The following is an 18,942-nucleotide window of genomic DNA, read 5'->3' as shown; positions in this document are numbered from 1 at the left end:
CAAATCCGGCGCCCGAAACCGCGGAGACTCACATGCGGAGCCGGCGGATCGTCGTCGCCGCGACCAGACCGGCGACGTACACCGCCACCCCGGCGAGCGCGAGCGCCGGGCTGCGGCCGTCGGGCGCGACGACCAGGGCGCCCGCGACGACCGCCGCGAGGAACGCCATGTTGAACACGGTGTCCTGCAGGGCGAAGACCTGCCCGCGACGGGCGTCGTCGATCTCGATCTGCATCGCGGCGTCCCCGGTGAGCTTGATGGTCTGACCGACGAGACCCAGCAGGAACGCGGCGACGAGCAGTCCCGTCTCGTCGAACCCGGTGACCAGGACGAGCTGGACGACGCCCGCGCAGATCAGTGCCGTGACGACGGTGCGGGGCCGGCCGAGGCGCGGGATGACGAGCGGGGCGGCGACCGCCGCGACGAGCATCCCGGTGGCGGTGGCGCCTACGGCGACGCCGAACCCGACAAGCCCGCCCGGCAGCGTGGCCCCGTCGGCGTCGCGCAGCACCAGCACCATGATGAGCGTGTCGATGCCGAAGACGATGCGGTGCGCACCGATGCCGATCATCGCGACCGTGACCCCCGGCGCCTCCCACACCGCCGTGGCACCGGTGTGCAGACCGGCGGCGACGGCCCGGATCGGGTGGCGCAGCACGGCACGGTCGGGACCGAGCGCATGACGGGCGAAGCCGCCGGCGGCGAGCGCGGCGACCACGGAGCCGGAGACGCCGAGCGCTACCGCCACCCCGGAGCCGAAGTCGCCTTCCCCGACGAGGCCGATCGTGGTGACCGCGACGCCCGCCCCGAGGGCAGAGATCCCCGATCCTACCGTCGCGAGCACGGAATTGACCGGTACGAGCCATGATTGGCGCACCACGTGCGGGAGGGACGCCGATACCCCGGCGAGCACGAAGCGACTGACGCCGACGGCGGCGAGGGCGAGCAGCAGCAGCGGGGTGGATCCGCCGCCGGTGAGGAGCAACGCCGACATGGCGAGGATGAGCACGCCGCGCAGGGCATTGGCGGCGAGCAGTACCAGCCGGCGGTCCCAGCGGTCGAGCAGCGCGCCGGCGAACGGCCCGACCACCGAGTACGGCAGCAGCAATACCGCGAATCCCGCGGCGATCGCGGCGGGATCGGTCTGGCGCTCCGGATTGAACAGGATCGCCCCACCGAGCGCGGCCTGGAAAAGTCCGTCCCCGAACTGGCTGGCGAAACGGACGACCGTCAGCCGCGCCAGTCCCGGCGATCGGCGCAGAGCCGTCGCCGTGGATCGCCATGCCTGCCGCCTCGACTCCCGCACAGTGTCCGACACTATCCGTCCGGTGCGGGGTCGCCCCACGACGACGGTTCCACCTCCCCGGCGAGGTCTACCGGCCTACCCTCGGCGCAACCGGCAACTTCCGGAGGAGGGGACGTCCGTCATGTGCCGACTGTTCGGGCTGACCGCCGCGCCGCACCGGGTGCACGCCACGTTCTGGCTGCTCGACGCTTCGGATTCGCTCGCCCGGCAGAGCCGGCGTGAACCGGACGGCACCGGGCTCGGGACGTTCACCGACGACGGCCACCCGGTGGTGGAGAAGCAGCCGCTGGCGGCGTACGAGGACCGCGCGTTCGCCACGGAGGCGAAGGAGCGGCGTTCGCAGACGTTTCTCGCACACATCCGGTTCGCCTCGACGGGAGGCCTGGACGTGGGCAACACCCATCCGTTCGAGCAGCGCGGGCGGCTGTTCGCCCACAACGGCGTCCTCGGCGATCTGCCGCGGCTCGAGGCCGAACTCGGCCCGTACCGCGACCTGGTGACGGGCGAGACGGACTCGGAGCGGTTCTTCGCGCTCGTCACCCGTCGCATCGACGAGCACGGCGGCGACGTCGGCGCCGGCCTGACCGCCGCGGTCCGGTGGGCCGCCGGGAATCTGCCCGTCTACGCGTTGAACGTCGTGCTCACGACCGCGACGCAGTTGTGGGCGCTGCGGTATCCGGACACCCACGACCTGTTCGTCCTCGAGCGTCCCGCCGGCGGTCCGCACGGCGGCCGCCATCTCGAGCACGCCAGCGAGGCCGGCACGGTCCGGGTGCGCTCGGGCCACCTGGCGCGGCAGCCGGCGGTCGTGGTCGCCAGCGAGCGCATGGACGAGGATCCGGGCTGGTCGGACCTGCGCTGCGGGGAGCTGCTGCACGTCGACGGCGAGCTCCGGGTCACCCGCACCGTCGTCGTCGACGAACCCCCGCGGCACCCGATCACCCTCGCGGACCTCGACGAGCGGGCGGCCGCCTCCCAGACCGGGAAGTGAGCGTCACCGCTCGCGCCACCACCGCACCGTCGCGGCCGCGGCCTCGGGCAGCGGCGTCGGGCGCAGGCCGAGGAGTTCCTCGCTGTACGCGGAGTCCATGACGAACGGATCGGTGAACTGGTAGAGCATCTCGGTCAGTTCGCGGGCGTCGCGGTTGACCAGCGCGGCACCGCGCAGCATCCAGGTGGGTATCGTGCCGACCTTCGGAGCCGGCACCTGCGCGGCCGCGGCGAACGCGGCGACGAGTTCGCGCTGCGTGCCGGCCGGACCGGTGGGGGCGTGCAGGACCCGGTTCCACGCCGCCGGATTCGCCGCGGCCGCGATCATGGCGGCCGCCAGGTCCGGCACGTATGTGAACGAGTGCGGCACGTCGGGTGAGCCGAGCACGCGGGGGCTGCGTCCGGCCAGGACGGTCGGCACCATCCGCTCGCCGGCGTGGGCGTTGCGGGCGTGTGGTCCGAAGAAGTCGGACGCGACCAGGCTGACGGTCCGGGTGTCGCTCTCGGCGCGGCGGTCCAGCAGCCGGGCCCGCACGCCCCGCTTGCCGGTGGTGCTCGCGCGCGGCGAGTCCTCGGTCATGACCCGGTCCGGTTCGCTGTACGAGTACAGGCTCTCGGGGAAGACCACCACCGCGCCCGTGCGCCCGGCCGCCTCGAGGACCGTGTTCTCCGCCGTCGGCAGTTCGCGCTCCCAGGTGTCGGCGCGGTACGCCGATCCGTGGATGCAGTGGTACACGGCACCGGCACCCTCGAGCGCGGGGCCGAGCCGGGCTGGATCGGAGACATCGGCCCGGCGGCGTTCGACGAGCGGGTGCTCGGGGCCGTTGCCGGACCGGGTGAGGACGCGGACGCGGTGGCCCCGGTCGGCGAGTTGTTCGGCGACGGTCCAGCCGACGGGCCCGGCTCCGGTGACGACCTGCAGATTCGACATGGTGGTCAGCTCCTCCGAAATGTGAGCACTGCTCTCTGTCTGACATCACGATGCACCTCCGCGTGCGCAAAGTCAAGAGCACTGCTCACTGTTGTTGACGGTGCTCACACATCTGGCAGGGTGAGGACATGACCGGAACCCCCCGCGCCCGCGCCCGGCAGCAGACGATGGCCGACATCCTGCGGATCGGCCGCGAACACCTCGCCACCCACGGTGCCGCCGCGCTGTCCCTGCGCGCCGTCGCCCGCGACCTCGGCGTCGTCTCCTCGGCGGTGTACCGCTACGTCGCGAGCCGCGACGAACTGCTCACCCTCCTCGTCGTCGACGGCTACACCGAACTCGCCGACACGGTCGACGAGGCGCTCGCCGACGTCGCCGCGGACGCCCACACCGAGCAGTTCCGCGTGCTCGGCCACGCGGTGCGCGCCTGGGCGCTGCGCGAACCCGCGCGCTACGCCCTGCTGTTCGGCAGCCCGGTCCCCGGCTACCACGCCCCCGCCGAGCGGACCACGGGTCCGGGCACCCGCGTCGTCGTCCGGCTCGTCCGCATCCTCGGCGACGCCCACGTCGCCGGCACCCTCCGCATCCCCACCACCGTCGCCGTGCCGGACACCCTCACCGCCGACCTCGGCCGGATCCGCGCCGAACTCGGCACCGGCATTCCCGACGCCGTCCTCGCGCGCGGCGTGCTGGTCTGGGCCGCCCTGTTCGGGGCCGTGAACTTCGAGGTCTTCGGCCAGTACGGCACCGACACCTTCACCGACCCCGGGCAGCTGTTCGACCATCACCTCGCGGTGCTCGCCGAGACCGTCGGGCTGTCCTGAACAACTCCCCGCCTTGCCGCCACGCGCCGTCGGCGACGGTGGGATGATGTCGGGGTGGCGCAGCATCAGGACGAACCCGAGGACCGCACGGCACCGGCGACACCGGCCGTCCGGCCCGGAACCCTGCTCGTGTCGGCCACCGACCTCGTCGAGCCGACCTTCCGGCGAACGGTCGTCTACATCATCGAGCACGGCGACGTGGGCAGCCTCGGCGTGGTGCTCAACCGCACCAGCGACACCGCGGTCCAGGCCGTGCTGCCGCAGTGGACGGCGCTCAGCGCCGATCCGAAGGCGCTCTACGTCGGCGGACCCGTCCGGCGCGACTCGGCGCTGTGCCTGGGCACGCTGCGCGTCGGCGTCTCCGTCGAGGGCGTGCCGGGGGTGCGCCGGATCGACGGGCGGGTGGTCATGATCGACCTCGACTCCGACCCGGCCGCCATCGGCCCGCTCGTGGAAGGCATCCGCATCTTCGCCGGCTACGCCGGGTGGAGCGCCGGCCAGCTCGAAGGCGAGCTCCGCAACGACGACTGGATGGTCATCTCCGCCCTCCCCCAGGACATCCTCGGACCGCCGCGGGTCGACCTGTGGGCGCGGGTGCTGCGCCGGCAGCCGCTACCGCTCGCGCTGCTGGCCACCCACCCCATCGAGGTCGAACGGAACTGAGCGACCCGGCGGTCAGTGCGCGAAGTGCTGCTCGCCGGCGTGCCGGAGCGGTCCCTCCTTGCGCAACTCGGCGCACACCCGCTCGAGGTCGGCGAACAGCTGCCGCGCGAGGTCGGCGCTGAACCCCTCCCGGACCACGATCCGCAGGACCGCCACGTCCTGGGCGTCGGCCGGCATCGTGTAGGCCGGCACCTGCCAGCCGTGCGTCCGCAGTTCGTGCGAAACGTCGAACACGGTGAAGCCCGGATCCCCGGTGAGCTCGAACGCGATGACCGGGATGGCGGTGCCGTCGGAGATCAGGCGCATCCCCTCGATCCCGGCGATCTGCTCGGCCAGCCGGCTCGCGGTGGACCGTAGCGTCTTCATCACCCGTCGGTACCCGTCGTGGCCGAGCCGCAGAAAGTTGTAGTACTGGCCGACGATCTGGTTCCCCGGCCGGGAGAAGTTCAGGGTGAAGGTCGGCATGTCCCCGCCGAGGTAGTTGACCCGGAAGACCAAGTCTTCGGGCAGGTATTTCTTGTCGCGCCAGACCACGAATCCGATGCCCGGGTAGGTCAAGCCGTACTTGTGCCCGCTGACGTTGATCGACACCACCCGCGGCACCCGGAAGTCCCATTCCAGTTCCGGATGCAGGAACGGCACGACGAATCCGCCGCTCGCCGCGTCGACGTGCAGCGGCACGTCGGGACCGCCCGCGCCGGCCACGTCGTCGAGCATCCCGGCGATCTCGGCCACCGGTTCGAGCTCACCGGTGTACGTGGTGCCCAGGATCGCGACGACACCGATCGTGTTCTCGTCCAACGCCCCCCGCACCTGCTCGGGGGTGATCACGTAGCGGCCGGGTTCCATCGGCAGGTACTTCGCCTCCACGTCGAAGTAGCGGCAGAACTTCTCCCACACCACCTGAACATTGCTGCCCAGCACCAGATTCGGGCGTGAGGAGTCCTCGCCGGCTGCCTGCCGCCGGGCCCGCCAGCGCCACTTGAGCGCCAGGCCCGCGAGCATCACCGCTTCGCTCGAGCCGATCGTGGACACACCCGTCGCGGCCGCCGGATCGACGTCGGACAGTCCCGGCGCGTGGAACAGGTCGGCGACCATCGCCACGCAGCGTTCCTCGATCGCCGAGGTCGCCGGGTACTCGTCCTTGTCGATGAGGTTCTTGTCGAAAGTCTCGGCCATGAGCACATCGGCCTGCGGTTCCATCCACGTGGTGACGAAGGTGGCGAGATTCAGTCGCGAACTGCCGTCCAGCATCAGCTCGTCGTGGATGTACCGGTACGCCTCCCCCGGATCCATCGAGTGCTTCGGCAGTCGCAGCGCCGGAACCGGTTCGCTGTCGATGCGCCCGGTGTACGCCGGTGCGAGGACTCCGTCCGGGTGCAACTGCTTCCGATGGCTCACGTCGGCCTCCGTACTCGTCGGCGATCGCTCCCATTAGACCGGATCGGCCGCGTACTCGCGGCGGGTTCGGCAAGCGGCATCCGCACGTGGGAGGTCAGCGACGATCGGCGAGGGTGTTGAGTGCGCCGGCCATGCGCTCCGCCTGCGACGCGGTGACGGTGAACTCCTGCCCACCGGCGACGGTGACCACCAGCGCGGGGCCGGTGATCGTGACGAGGCCGTATCGGCCCCGGCCCTTGGCGCGCAGTCCCCACCCGCCCCAGTCCTGGAAGGGGCGGACGTGAGCGACCTTCGCGCCGGCGATTTCGTCGAGACCGTAGTCCACCGCGGTCATTCCGAGATTCTGCACCCGCACGCCCGTGGCGTCGACGACGACGCGGAACCGCAGCAGACTCAGCACGAGCACGGCGACCGGCAGGAAGATCGCCAGCGGCCACCAGCTGCGCGCCGCGCCGCACACGAGGACAGCGGGGGCCAGGACCAGCGCCGCGAGCACCAGAGTGGTGCGGGTTCCGGTGCCGACCTGCTCGACGATCGGCAGTTCGACCGGCCCGCGCGGCAGCGCCGGATCGGGGCGGGCGGTCGCCGTCCGCCGGACCCGATGATCCCGCAGCAGCGACGCCCCGAGTATCCCGACCGCGACGCCGAGCGCGACGCCCGCGCCGACGCTCCACATCGGCAGCTGCGCCTGCTCGGCCGGGATGTCCAGTTGGCTCGCGAGCACCGTCGCACCCAGGGTGAACAGCAGGCCGGTCACCCCGAGACCGAGCACCAGCATGTAGCGGCGCATCATCAGCATCGCGGGGGCCAGCGCCGCGATCGCGCTGCAGCCGCCGCCGACCAGCAGGATCACCAGCGCCATCGTCCACGAGAACGACACCGGGTCCGAGAAGCCGTCCGGTGCCGACCCGGACCAGTGCGTGGCGATCCGTGGGGGCAGCCGCGATTCCCACACCCGGGGCAGCAGCAGTGTCGCCGCGGCGGCGACGAGGGGCAGGCCCAGTCCGAACAGGGCCCCGGCGGGGTCGATCACGCGGCGGGTGGTCACGGGCCCAGCGTAGGAAACGGCGTCACAGATGACCCCCTCGAACGGGGGATTGAAGGCCGGTGCCCGGGGGTCGCAGGCTCATAGAGAGAACTCGCGCACGACAGGATCGAGGCCGACATGACCACCACCAAGTCCACTGCCCTGACCGACGACGACATGGACGTGATGACGCTGCTGCACGCGGCGTTCCGGCGTGACGTCGGGCGCCTGGCGAACGTGGCGCAGACGTACGGCACCGAGACCGACGAGGTCCACGACGCGCTGCTCGTCGGCTGGCACGGCTTCAGCCGGGAACTGCACCACCACCACAGGATCGAGGACACGCACATCTGGCCGTTGATGCGCCGCAAGCTCGCCGACCGTCCCGACGATCTCGTGGTGCTCGACGACATGGAGGCCGAGCATTCGCGCATCGATCCCACCCTCGCCGCGCTCGAGGAGGCGTTCGACGACCGGGAGCACGGCCCACAGCAGGTGCCTCATCGCATCGACGACCTCGTCGAACTGCTGCGGTCGCACCTCGCGCACGAGGAGCGCGACGCGTTCCCGCTCATCAGGGAGGTGATCACCGCCCAGGAATGGCAGGCACTGTCGAAAGCTGCCGTCAAGGAGCTCTCCTACAGCGACATCGCCCAGTTGGGGCCGTACGTCGTCGAGGGCGCCACCCCCGAACAGGCCCGCCGGGTGCTGAGTGAGCTGCCCGTGCCGCTGAGGCTCGTCCACCGCTTCTGGTGGAACCCGCGCTATCAGCACGTGCGCCGCTGGGAGTGACGGCGGTCCCTCGGCCCGCCGGCTTCAGTTCACCGGGGACGGTTGCGGCGACCGCTCGAAGAAGCCGTCGGCGCCGACGCGCGTGCCCAGGCGCGGCACGTACTCGGTGTGCGCGAGCTTGGCGACCAGGGTCGCGCGGCTGTTGACGCCGGTCTTGGCGAACACCGCCTTCAGATGGTCCTGCACGGTGTACGGGCTGATGCCCAGCACGCGGGCAATCTCGTGACGAGTCTTGCCGGCGAGAAGCCAGGCGAGAACCTCGGATTCGCGCCGGGTCAGTCCGTGCGCTGCCGCCACCAGGGTGACGATCTCGGGTAGTTGCGCCCGTTCCACGGTCATCAGCACCCGCCGGGGCGGATGCTCACTGTCGAATCGTCCGACGCGGATCACGAGCCATTGCCCGTCGAGGGTGCGGGCCCGCAGGACGGCGGCATCCGCCCCCGACCGCCGCAGCCACAGTGCCGCCGACACCGCGGGCGCAGCAGCTTCGGGATTGCCGGGCGGGCCCCAGCCGAGTCGTTCGAAGTACTCGAAGGCGGAGGCGGTGATCGACTCGAACTCGTCGCCGGGTCCGACGATCGCCACCGCCGGACCGTCCGGGCGCGTGGCCGGAGGGTGGGTGCTGCTGCGGAACAACGTGGTGCGCAACCCTTCCCCGATGTCGGTGAGGACCGTGCCCAGAGTCTCGATTTCCTCGTCGGTGAACTCCGAACCCGGTCGCCTGGCCATCGTGCACGCGCCCCAGCACGCCCCGTCGCGACCGAGGAAGAGCATGCGTACCTCGTCGTGCATCCCGTTCGGTGCGAGCACGTCGGCGTAGTGCCGGCTGCCCGTCACGCGGTTGCCGGTCACCTCGCGGAGCGTGCGAATGGGGACCGGCCGGCCCAGCAGCGAGCCGAAGCGGCTCGGCACCGGATCCGGACCGTATTCGAGTTCCAGGGCCGTCGCGTACACGCGGGGGGTCTCGTAGCCGCGAGTCGTCAGCGCAGTGGGGATCAGCACTGCGGGATCGGTGGTGGCCAGGCAGACGCCGTCGTAGGGCACCCGGGCGCGGATCGCGTCCAGGACCACCTCCCGGAACTCGATCGAGTCCGTCGCCGCGGCCGCCGCATCGCGGATCGTGGACCGCAACCGGGCACCGGCCGATGCCGGGGTCACCCTGTCAGTATCTCGCTCGAACGCGCGCTCGGGAACCCTCCCGCAGGCCCTGCGCTGCGTTCAGGCGGTCACACCGCGCCTGTCGCTGCGTTCAGGCGGTCACACGGCGCTCAGGCGGTCGGCTCGCAGGCGCCGCGCAGGCTGCAGGCCCCGCACGACGTTCCGCACCCGGAGGTCTCGGCCGGTGCGCTGGCCGCCGCGACGCGGGCGCCGATGGAGCCGCCCACACCGGCGGTGAAGAAGGCCGCGATCACGGCACCCACGACGGCGATCAGGCCCGGGACCGTATCGAGCGCGAGGGCGCCCACGCCGCCGAGGACGAGCAGGCCTGCCGAACCGAGCTGACTGGGGGCGGCGACCTTGTTGGCCAGGGCAAACGTCGTCTCGTCGCGCAGGGCGTCGGCGGTGCGTACGCCCGCCCACCGGTTACGCGGGAGCCGCCCGGTCAGTCCGGCGACGGCGATCCCGCCGACGGCGAGAGCGAGCACGAACAACACGATGGCGACGATCAACACCCCTCGAGGATACGTGGGAGGCACAGCCGCTGGTCGGGCCGGGTCGGGGCAGGCTCTACCCTGGTCGGAGGTAAATGACGTCAGCCAAGTAGATAGCGACCACCGTGACTCGTCCTGTGCAGCCCTCCACACCGTCGTCCGACGCCACCCCGCAACACCGATACACCGCCGATCTCGCCGGCCGGATCGAGCGTCGTTGGCAGGATCTGTGGCGTGAGCGCGGCACGTTCAACGCGCCGAACCCGGTCGGCCCGCTCGCCGGCGACGTCCCCGACGACAAGCTGTTCGTGCAGGACATGTTCCCCTACCCGTCCGGGTCCGGCCTGCACGTGGGTCACCCGCTCGGCTACATCGCCACCGACGTCTACGCCCGCTACCACCGCATGCTGGGCCACAACGTCCTGCACACGCTGGGCTACGACGCGTTCGGGCTGCCGGCCGAGCAGTACGCGGTGCAGACGGGCACGCACCCGCGCACCACGACCGAGGCGAACATCGAGAACATGCAGCGGCAGCTGCGCCGGCTGGGGCTGGGCCACGACGAGCGCCGCTCGGTCGCGACGACGGACGTCGACTTCTACCACTGGACCCAGTGGATCTTCCTGACGATCTACAACGCCTGGTACGACCCGGAGCAGAACAGGGCGCGCCGCATCGACGAGCTCGCCGCCGAACTCGACGCCGGCACCCGCACGCTCGCGGACGGACGCGACTGGGCGTCGCTGTCGAAGGCGGAGCGGCGCGCCACCCTCGACGAGTACCGGCTGGTGTACCGCTCGGACTCCCTCGTCAACTGGTGCCCGGGTCTGGGCACGGTGCTGGCCAACGAGGAGGTCACCGCCGACGGCCGCTCCGAGCGCGGCAATTTCCCGGTGTTCCGCAAGCACCTGCAGCAGTGGATGATGCGGATCACCGCCTACTCCGATCGCCTCATCGACGACCTCGAGTACCTGGACTGGCCCGAGAAGGTCAAGACCATGCAGCGCAACTGGATCGGGCGCTCGCACGGGGCACAGGTGAAGTTCGCCGTCCGGGCCGAGCGAAACACCGGCGAATCCGCCGCCGACCATCCGGATGCCACGATCGAGGTGTTCACCACGCGCCCCGACACGCTGTTCGGCGCGACCTACGTCACGCTGGCGCCCGAGCACGCACTCGTCGACGAGATCGTCGCCGACGCGTGGCCGGAGAGGGTCGACGAGCGCTGGACCGGTGGCGCCGCCACCCCGGCCGAGGCCGTCGCCGCCTACCGGGCGTCGATCGCCGCGAAGTCCGACCTCGAGCGGCAGGAGAGCAAGGAGAAGACCGGCGTCTTCCTCGGTGCCTACGCCGTCAACCCGGTGAACGGGCAGTCGCTGCCGGTGTTCATCGCGGACTACGTGCTCACCGGGTACGGCACGGGCGCGATCATGGCCGTGCCCGGCCACGATCAGCGCGACTGGGAGTTCGCCACCGCGTTCGGCCTGCCGATCGTGGAAGTGATTGCGGGCGGCGACATCTCGGAGGAGGCATACACCGGCGACGGGGCGCTCGTGAACTCCGGCCACCTGAACGGGCTGAGCGTCGCCGACGCGAAGAAGGCGATCATCGCAAAGCTCGAGGAGTCCGGTGCGGGCACCGGCACCATCCAGTACAAGCTGCGGGACTGGCTGTTCGCCCGGCAGCGGTACTGGGGAGAGCCGTTCCCCATCGTCTACGACGCCGACGGCAACCCGCATGCTCTGCCGGAGTCTGCGCTTCCGGTCGAACTTCCGGATGTCGAGGACTATGCGCCGGTGTCGTTCGATCCCGAGGACGCGAGCTCGGAGCCGTCGCCGCCGCTGGCCAAGGCCGACGAGTGGGTGAACGTCGAGCTCGACCTCGGCGACGGGCTGCAGCACTACACCCGCGACACCAATGTGATGCCGCAGTGGGCCGGCAGCTCGTGGTACCAGCTTCGCTACATCGATCCGACGAACCCGGACGAGTTCTGCGCCAAGGAGAACGAGGCGTACTGGACCGGTCCGCGCCCACAGGTCCACGGCCCGCACGACCCGGGTGGGGTCGACCTGTACGTCGGCGGTGTCGAGCACGCCGTGCTGCACCTGCTGTACGCGCGGTTCTGGCACAAGGTGCTGTTCGACCTCGGCTACGTCACCTCGTCCGAGCCGTACCGGCGCCTGTTCAACCAGGGCTACATCCAGGCGTACGCGTACACCGATTCGCGCGGCGTGTACGTGCCCGCCGAGGAGGTCGAGGAGCGCGATGGGAAATTCTTCCACCGTGGCGAGGAAGTCCACCGCGAGTACGGGAAGATGGGCAAGTCCCTGAAGAATTCCGTTGGGCCGGACCAGATCTGCGACGACTACGGCGCCGACACGCTGCGTGTGTACGAGATGTCGATGGGTCCGCTGGACCAGTCCCGGCCGTGGGCGACGAAGGACGTCGTCGGCGCGCAGCGGTTCCTGCAGCGGGTGTGGCGGGCCGCGATCGACGAGGAGACCGGTGCGCTGCGGGTCACCGACGCCGAGCCGACCGACGAGACGCGGCGCGCCCTCAACAAGGCGATCGCGGGCGTGTCCGACGACTACGCGGGCCTGCGCGACAACACCGCCATCGCCAAACTGATCGAGTACACCAACCACCTCACCAAGGCGTACCCGGACGGCGCGCCGCGGGCCGCGGTGGAGCCGCTCGTGCTCATGCTGGCCCCGGTGGCGCCGCACCTCGCCGAGGAGCTGTGGTCGCGGCTCGGGCGCACCGAGTCGCTGGCCCACGGTCCGTTCCCGGTGGCGGACGAGAAGTGGCTCGTCGAGGACACGGTCGAGTACCCGATCCAGGTCAACGGGAAGGTGCGCAGCCGTATCACCGTGCCCGCCGACGCGAACCGGGAGGCGATCGAGGCCGCGGCGCTCGTGGACGAGAAGATCGCCGCCATCCTCGAGGGTGCCGCGCCGCGGAAGGTGATCGTCGTACCGGGCAAGATGGTGAACGTGGTCAAGTAGGCGGCTGCGCCGCCGTGTTGTCCTTCCGGATCACCTCCGGTCCGGAAGGACACCACGCACGAAATCGACGACGTCGTCGAGCACTTCGTCGCGGTTGGTCTCGTTGAAGATCTCGTGCCGTGCGCCGGGATACACCTTCGACGTCGACCGTGGTCCGGCGAACGTGGCCCAGCCCTCGCGGCTGCCCGAGAGCGGGACGAGCTGGTCGTCGTCGCCGTGCAGCCACAGCACGGGCACGTCGCCGACGGTGCCTGCCCCGGTGACGGCGTCGAGGCAACGCTGCAGTGCCTCGACGGTGGGCCGCTTGAAGGGGCCGTGCCACACGAGTGGATCGTCCACGTACGCGCGGCCCACCTCCGGGTTGCGCGACAGCGTCGCGGGGTCGATGGGTGCGTCGGGGATCTCCTCCGCCGCGAGCATCGCCTCGAGGGCGGGCCAGCGACCCAGCACCGGACCGGACAGCACCACAGCGGCCAGTTCGGAACCGTGGCGCTGCGCGTAGCGGGCGGCGATCAACCCGCCCATGGAATGCCCGACGAGCACCACCGGCAGGCCGGGGTGCTCGCTGCGGGCCTTGACGTCGAGCAGACGGAAGTCGTCCACGACCTTCTCGAAGTCCTCGATCAGGACGCGTTCCCCCTCGCTGAGCCCGTGCCCGGCGTGGTCGACGGCGTAGACCACGGCACCGTCGGCGACCAGCCGGGTGGCCACGTACTCGTAGCGGCCGGCGTGCTCGCCGTAGCCGTGGCACAGCAGCACGACGTACCGCGGGTGGTCGTGGACCCAGCACCGGGCGGACAGGGTGCCGGCGTGTCCGGGCAGGGGGAAGGCGGTGGTCTCACTCATCGGGGCTCCTCATGATGTGGCCGTGTGCCAGAACAGCCAAGCACCGCCGACGGCTCCGGCGCGGTATTCGCGTCGTCGGCGCCCGGGTGTCGCGCCGTCGTCCGGTGCCGGACCCTGTGACCGGGTCGGCACCGCACGAGGGAACTCGCCGGCGGCCCGATTCGTCGTATTCTGTGACAGGAAGTCGTCGCCTATGCAGAGAGAGCCATGAGACGCGCCAAGCGCAAACCTCGAAGACCCTTCCCGCCCCCGAGTGACGCCCCGCCCGTCACCGCCCCTCGGAGCCGACCGTGCTGACCGCCCTCGGTATCGCACTCGGCATCCTCGTGGTCCTGGCCATCACAGCCCTGACCGGCTATTTCGTGGCCCAGGAGTTCGCCTACATGGCGGTGGACCGCTCCCGGCTGAAGGCGCGTGCCGAAGCCGGCGACGCCGCCGCGGCCCGCGCCCTGTCGGTCACCCGTCGCACCTCGTTCATGCTCTCCGGCGCCCAGCTCGGCATCACGGTCACCGGCCTGCTCGTCGGCTACGTCGCCGAACCGCTCATCGGCAGCGGCCTCGGCGAACTCCTCGGGGGTGTCGGCATTCCCACCGCGGTCGGGGTGGCGGTCGGCACGGTGCTGGCGGTGCTGTTCTCCACCGTGGTGCAGATGGTCTTCGGTGAGCTGTTCCCGAAGAATCTCGCGATCGCGCGGCCCGAGCCGGTCGCTCGATGGCTGGCGCTGTCCACCACGCTGTACCTGAAGCTGTTCGGCTGGCTGATCCGGTTGTTCGACGCCTCGTCGAACCTGCTGCTGCGCGCGCTGCGGATCGAGCCGGTCCACGACGTGGAGCACTCGGCCACCGTCCGCGACCTCGAGCACATCGTGGCCGAATCGCGCGACGCCGGCGATCTGCCCAGGGAGTTGTCGACCCTGCTCGACCGGATCCTCGATTTCCCGACCCGCACCGCCGAGCACGCCATGATTCCGCGGGCCCGCGTGGACTACGTCCGGGCCGGGGAGCCTGTGGCGCAGGTGCTGGCGCGGATGAGCGAGGGCCACACCCGGTACCCGGTGGTCGGCTTCTCCGCCGACGATCTGCGCGGGGTGGTGCATCTGCACGATCTGCTCGCCCTGGACGCGACGGCCGGGACGGCCGGGACGATGTGCCGGCCGGCGGTGATCGTGCCCACCACGCTGCCGCTGCCGGACGTGCTGGCCCGGTTGACCGAGGGGCAGGAGGAGATGGCGTTGGTGGTCGACGAGTACGGCGGCTTCGCCGGCGTCGTCACCGTCGAGGACATGGCCGAGGAACTCGTCGGGGAGATCGCCGACGAACACGACACCGCCGTCGAGGCACAGGTGATCACCCGCCAGGGTGAGGGCTGGGTCATCCGCGGCGACGTGCACCTCGACGAGGTCGCCCGCACCCTCGACCAGGAGCTGCCCGAGGGCGACTACGAAACCCTCGCCGGGCTGGTGATCGCCGAGTTCGGCGGGCTGCCCGCCGTCGGCGACGCCGTGGAGATCGCCCTCGCACCCGACCCGGCGGAGCTGGTGCACGAGAGCGCATCCCCGACACGGACGCTGCTCGCGGAGGTCCGCGAGATCGACCGGCACGTGCCGGCCTCGGTGTTGGTGACCGTGCGCACCGACCACAAGGGGAGCGATCATGAGTAATCCCTGGATCGTTCTCGCTGTGACGGTCGGCCTGATCGGGGCGAGCGCGTTCTTCGTCGCGGTGGAGTTCGCGCTCATCGCCGCCCGTCGGCACCGCCTCGAGGACGCCGCCCCGCACAGCCGTGCCGCTCGTGCGGCGCTGCGCAGCGCTTCGGAGCTGTCGGTGCTGCTGGCCGGCTCCCAGCTCGGCATCACCGTGTGCACCCTGGCCCTGGGTGCGGTGACCAAACCCGCCGTGCACCACTGGCTGACCCCGGCGTTCGAGGACTGGGGGGCGCCGCTGTGGCTGGCGGATGTCGCCGGCTTCGTCCTGGCGCTGATCATCGTGACGTTCCTGCACCTGGTGGTCGGGGAGATGGCTCCGAAGTCCTGGGCGATCGCGCACCCGGAGAAGTCGGCGACCATGCTCGCGATCCCGATGCGCGCGTTCATGTGGCTGACCCGGCCGGTGATCGTGCAGCTCAATCACCTGGCCAACTGGTGCCTGCGCCGGATCGGTGTCGTCCCGGTCGACCAGGTCGGCGCCGGGCAGGACCCGGATGCCCTGCGACATCTGGTCGAGCACTCGGCCACCGTCGGCACCCTCGACGAGCGCTACCACGGGCACCTGACCAGCGCGCTCGAACTCGAGGCCCTCACCGTCGGCGACATCGTCACCCGCGAGGCGCGTCCGAGCAGCGTCCCGCCCGCCGCCACCGCCGCGCAGATCCAGGACACTGCCCGGCGCACCGGGCACCTGCGGCTGCTCGTGCGGGGCAACGGACACGTCGACGGGGTGGTGCACGTGCGTGACAGCCTGCACGCCGCAGAGGGGATCACCGCCGCCGAGTTGATGCGCCCGGCCCTGACCCTCGAGACGACGGTTCCGGTGTACGAGGCGCTGCGCACCATGCGCGACACCCGTAACCACCTGGCCACCGTCACCGACAACGGTCGGGTGGTCGGGTTGATCACCCTTGCCGACGTTCTCGAACGCCTTCTCCCGACGGCCGATGCAGGGGCCTGACCCCGGCGCGGGGGTCGCGGTTCGCGGGGGTGAGGCGTAGCGGCGGCAACGCCGGGCATTCCCAGTCCCGGCGCGCGCTGCTAACCTCCGTTGCTAGAACGCGTTCTAGCAACGGAGGTTTTCGCATGGCCCCCACTCCCGCCGCGATCCGCGCCACCGTCGAGTCCTACATCCGTTCGGTTGCGAAAGGGACCACCGACGAGGTGCTCGCCCTCTACGCCCCCGGTGCCACGGTGGAGGACCCGATCGGCACGGACGTTCGCACCACCGAGGCGTCCCTGCGTGAGTTCTACGCGATGATCGAGCCGCTCACCCAGACCGGTGAGTTGCTCACCCTGAAGATCGCCGCCGGCAACGCTGCCTTCCTGTTCCGGCTCACCACCCACCTCGGCGAGCAGGACCTCGTCATGGAGGTCATCGACGTCATGACGTTCGACGACGACGCGCGGATCACGAGCATGAAGGCCTACTGGAGCCAGGAGGACATGCAGACGGTCCCTGCCTCCTGAACCGGGGCGGAACTGTTTCACGTGGAACATCCCGCTCCGGAGGCCGTGCGATCGGTATCCGAACCGCCGCCGCGTTCCTAGACTGGGAGCCGTACCCCGCGTCTTCCCGGTGAGGTGACACGACATGGCCGACGGTCCCGGGTGGCCGCCATGACCGGGTCGGCGCTCGTCGACATCCTTCTGGTCCTGGTGTTTGTCCTGATCGGCGGCGTCTTCGCCGGCACCGAACTGGCCCTGGTGTCGTTGCGTGAAAGCCAGATTCGTGCACTCGAGGAACGCGGCGGGCGTGGCCGCCGGACGGCCGCGCTGGCGAAGGATCCCAACCGCTTCCTGTCCGCGGTGCAGATCGGCGTGACGGTGGCCGGGTTCTTCTCCGCCGCCTACGGCGCCTCCACCATCGCACCGAACCTTGCCCCGGCTCTCGAGTCGTGGGGGCTTCCCGCCGCGGCGGCCGGCGCCGCCGCCCTGATCGGCACCACCCTGGTGATCGCCTACCTCTCCCTGGTACTCGGCGAACTCGTCCCCAAGCGCATCGCCCTGCAGCGGGCCACCGGGGTGTCGCTGCTGACCGCACCGGCCCTGGACCGGTTCGCCACCCTGATGCGACCGGTGATCTGGCTGCTGTCGGTCTCCACCGACGGACTCGTCCGGCTGCTCGGAGCCGATCCGGCGCGCCGGAGCGAGGAGATCACCCACGAGGAGCTGCGCGAACTGCTGCTCGGCCATTCGGCGGTGCCGGAGGACGAGCGCACGGTGCTCGCGGAGGTCTTCGACGCCGGACAGCGATCGCTGCTCGAGGTGATGCGCCCGCGCACCGAGGTCGACTTCCTGCCCGCGGACACCCCGATCCCGGCGGCGCGCGAACAGGCGCTGGCGGGCACGCACAGCAGGTACCCCGTCGTCGGATCGTCGCTCGACGACGTCGTTGGCTTCGTGCACCTGCGCGATCTGCTGCTCGCCGATCCGGCGAACGCCTCGACCGTCGCCGACGTGTGCCGGCCCATCCTCTCGCTGCCCGGCTCCAAACCGGCACTCGCGACGCTGTCGCTGATGCGCCGGAACAACGACCAGATCGCCCTCGTCGTCGACGAGTACGGCGGCACCGCCGGGATCGCCACGCTCGAGGACATCGTCGAGGAGATCGTCGGCGAGATCGGCGACGAGTTCGAACCGACCGAGCAGGCCTCGGTCGCGCCCGCTCCGGCGCAGCCCGAAACGCAGCAGGTGGACGGTCTGCTGATCGTCGAGGACTTCGAACGCGCCACCGGGATCGGGCTGCCGGAAGGCCCCTACGAGACCGTCGCGGGGTGCATGCTGCACCGCCTCCAGCGCCTTCCACGACTCGGCGACAGCATCACCGTCGACGGCCATCGACTCACCGTGAGCGAGTTGGACGGCCGCCGGATCGCCCGCCTCCGGCTGACGCCCGACGGCTGAAGCCGACCGAAACCACCCGGGACGCGGAGGGGTTCCGCCTACCATGGGCGGGTGGCCGCCGACACCGCTGCGCGCGGAATCGGGATGGTACTCGCGCTGACTGCGCTCGCCGTGGGGGGATGCTCCACGGACGGTCCGTCGCGAACCGAGCCGATACGCCTGGACCTCGCGACGTCGCGGGGTGAGCATCCGTGGAGCGGCCTGCTCCTGCCCGACCAGGTCCCCGTCGCCGTTCCACCGGCACCGCAGGCCGAGCTTCCCGTCCCCGACGGTGGCCCGGTGACGGTGTCCGGAGACCGGACCGGGCTCTACGGCGGCAGCCTGGAGCGCGAGCTGTGCGACCGTGAACGGCTCGCCGGCACGCTCGAGCAGGACCCAGCCAAGCAGGAGGCCTGGCTCGACGTGTTCGACGTCGCCGACGCCCGGGGATACCTGCGCACACTGACGCCGGTGCTGCTGCGTGCGGACACCCGGGTCACCGATCACGAGTATCGCGGCGGGCGCGCGGTGCCCGTGCAGTCGGTCCTCGAGACCGGAACCGTCGTTCTCGTCGACGACCGGGGCGTCCCCCGCGTGCGGTGTGCACCGGGGAGCCCACTGCTCTCCCCCGTCCTGTCCTCGGGTCAGGATCTCGAGGGCGAGGGCTGGTCGGGCCTCGACGAGGAACGGCTGTTCGTGGTGCAGCCGGGCGCGGCACCCGTCGGTGAATTGACCGTCGTCGACGTCACCACCGGAAATCTGCTGACGGTGCCCATCGGTGCCGGCCCCAAGCAGCCTGCACCCGGGGCGATCGACCCGGTACCGCCGCCCGCACCGGAACCGTCTCCCGCGCCGGTGCCGGACGTGGACATCGCGGCGCCCGCCCCCCGGGCCCCGGCGCCACCACCGGAGC

At 71.0% G+C, this 18,942-nt stretch carries 17 protein-coding genes; 10 read left to right on the top strand and 7 right to left on the bottom strand.

Translation table 11 applies throughout. From position 1 onward, the window contains the following. Positions 1 to 28 precede the first annotated feature (28 nt). Positions 29 to 1,306 carry an MFS transporter gene (locus G6038_RS08805; protein WP_165037312.1) on the bottom strand — a complete coding sequence of 426 codons (1,278 nt, stop codon included), beginning with the start codon at positions 1,304 to 1,306 and terminating at the stop codon, positions 29 to 31. 121 nt (positions 1,307 to 1,427) lie between these two features. On the opposite strand from G6038_RS08805, the gene G6038_RS08800 reads away from it, so the two are divergent. Next, positions 1,428 to 2,297 carry a class II glutamine amidotransferase gene (locus G6038_RS08800; protein WP_165037311.1) on the top strand — a complete coding sequence of 290 codons (870 nt, stop codon included), beginning with the start codon at positions 1,428 to 1,430 and terminating at the stop codon, positions 2,295 to 2,297. Positions 2,298 to 2,300: 3 nt separating this feature from the next. On the opposite strand, the gene G6038_RS08795 is transcribed toward G6038_RS08800, so the two are convergent. After that, entirely contained in the window at positions 2,301 to 3,227 is a 927-nt protein-coding gene (locus G6038_RS08795; protein WP_165037310.1) for an NAD-dependent epimerase/dehydratase family protein, read from the bottom strand. A 128-nt stretch (positions 3,228 to 3,355) separates the two neighbouring features. Between G6038_RS08795 and G6038_RS08790 the strand changes: the two genes are divergently transcribed. Further along, a complete protein-coding gene (locus tag G6038_RS08790; RefSeq protein WP_165037309.1) occupies positions 3,356 to 4,051 on the top strand; it encodes a TetR/AcrR family transcriptional regulator in 696 nt (231 codons plus the stop codon). Between the two features lie 54 nt (positions 4,052 to 4,105). Next, positions 4,106 to 4,714, top strand: coding sequence for a YqgE/AlgH family protein (locus G6038_RS08785; protein WP_165037308.1), 609 nt, complete (start codon positions 4,106 to 4,108; stop codon positions 4,712 to 4,714). A 12-nt stretch (positions 4,715 to 4,726) separates the two neighbouring features. Here G6038_RS08785 and G6038_RS08780 read toward each other — a convergent pair whose 3' ends face one another. Next, on the bottom strand, positions 4,727 to 6,115 hold the full coding sequence (locus tag G6038_RS08780) for a glutamate decarboxylase (RefSeq protein ID WP_165037307.1): 1,389 nt from the start codon (positions 6,113 to 6,115) through the stop codon (positions 4,727 to 4,729). Positions 6,116 to 6,209: 94 nt separating this feature from the next. Continuing rightward, a complete protein-coding gene (locus G6038_RS08775) occupies positions 6,210 to 7,163 on the bottom strand; it encodes a DUF1648 domain-containing protein (RefSeq protein WP_165037306.1) in 954 nt (317 codons plus the stop codon). 117 nt (positions 7,164 to 7,280) lie between these two features. Between G6038_RS08775 and G6038_RS08770 the strand changes: the two genes are divergently transcribed. Further along, positions 7,281 to 7,934 (top strand): hemerythrin domain-containing protein, encoded by a 654-nt coding sequence (locus G6038_RS08770; RefSeq protein ID WP_165037305.1) that lies wholly within the window; start codon positions 7,281 to 7,283, stop codon positions 7,932 to 7,934. A gap of 24 nt (positions 7,935 to 7,958) precedes the next feature. On the opposite strand, the gene G6038_RS08765 is transcribed toward G6038_RS08770, so the two are convergent. Continuing rightward, positions 7,959 to 9,092: a helix-turn-helix transcriptional regulator gene (locus G6038_RS08765; RefSeq protein ID WP_165037304.1), complete on the bottom strand. Its 1,134-nt coding sequence runs from the start codon at positions 9,090 to 9,092 to the stop codon at positions 7,959 to 7,961. Between the two features lie 110 nt (positions 9,093 to 9,202). Continuing rightward, positions 9,203 to 9,607: an SdpI family protein gene (locus tag G6038_RS08760; protein WP_165037303.1), complete on the bottom strand. Its 405-nt coding sequence runs from the start codon at positions 9,605 to 9,607 to the stop codon at positions 9,203 to 9,205. A 104-nt stretch (positions 9,608 to 9,711) separates the two neighbouring features. Here G6038_RS08760 and leuS point away from each other — a divergent pair, with 104 nt between their 5' ends. Then, positions 9,712 to 12,591 (top strand): leucine--tRNA ligase, encoded by a 2,880-nt coding sequence (gene leuS, locus G6038_RS08755; RefSeq protein ID WP_165037302.1) that lies wholly within the window; start codon positions 9,712 to 9,714, stop codon positions 12,589 to 12,591. Between the two features lie 30 nt (positions 12,592 to 12,621). Here the strand turns inward: leuS and G6038_RS08750 are convergent, their stop codons facing one another. Next, positions 12,622 to 13,437, bottom strand: a complete 816-nt coding sequence (locus G6038_RS08750) for an alpha/beta hydrolase (RefSeq protein WP_165037301.1) — start codon at positions 13,435 to 13,437, stop codon at positions 12,622 to 12,624. Positions 13,438 to 13,727: 290 nt separating this feature from the next. Here G6038_RS08750 and G6038_RS08745 point away from each other — a divergent pair, with 290 nt between their 5' ends. From G6038_RS08745 to G6038_RS08725, 5 genes are all read left to right on the top strand, one after another. Next, entirely contained in the window at positions 13,728 to 15,098 is a 1,371-nt protein-coding gene (locus G6038_RS08745) for a hemolysin family protein (protein WP_165037300.1), read from the top strand. Further along, positions 15,091 to 16,104 (top strand): hemolysin family protein, encoded by a 1,014-nt coding sequence (locus G6038_RS08740; RefSeq protein WP_165037299.1) that lies wholly within the window; start codon positions 15,091 to 15,093, stop codon positions 16,102 to 16,104. The genes G6038_RS08745 and G6038_RS08740 overlap by 8 nt, the downstream gene beginning before the upstream one ends. 125 nt (positions 16,105 to 16,229) lie before the next feature. After that, the gene (locus tag G6038_RS08735; RefSeq protein WP_165037298.1) at positions 16,230 to 16,613 is read left to right on the top strand and encodes a nuclear transport factor 2 family protein; all 384 of its coding nucleotides are present in this window, start codon (positions 16,230 to 16,232) and stop codon (positions 16,611 to 16,613) included. A gap of 150 nt (positions 16,614 to 16,763) precedes the next feature. Further along, the gene (locus G6038_RS08730) at positions 16,764 to 18,050 is read left to right on the top strand and encodes a hemolysin family protein (protein ID WP_165037297.1); all 1,287 of its coding nucleotides are present in this window, start codon (positions 16,764 to 16,766) and stop codon (positions 18,048 to 18,050) included. Positions 18,051 to 18,101: 51 nt separating this feature from the next. After that, positions 18,102 to 18,942 (top strand): DUF6777 domain-containing protein (locus G6038_RS08725; RefSeq protein WP_165037296.1); only part of this gene is annotated, 841 nt, incomplete at its 3' end.

It is taken from the genome of Rhodococcus sp. 14C212, assembly GCF_011058195.1.
GTDB classification, from domain to species: Bacteria; Actinomycetota; Actinomycetes; order Mycobacteriales; family Mycobacteriaceae; genus Rhodococcus; species Rhodococcus aetherivorans.
This window is presented reverse-complemented; position numbering and strand designations above follow the sequence as displayed.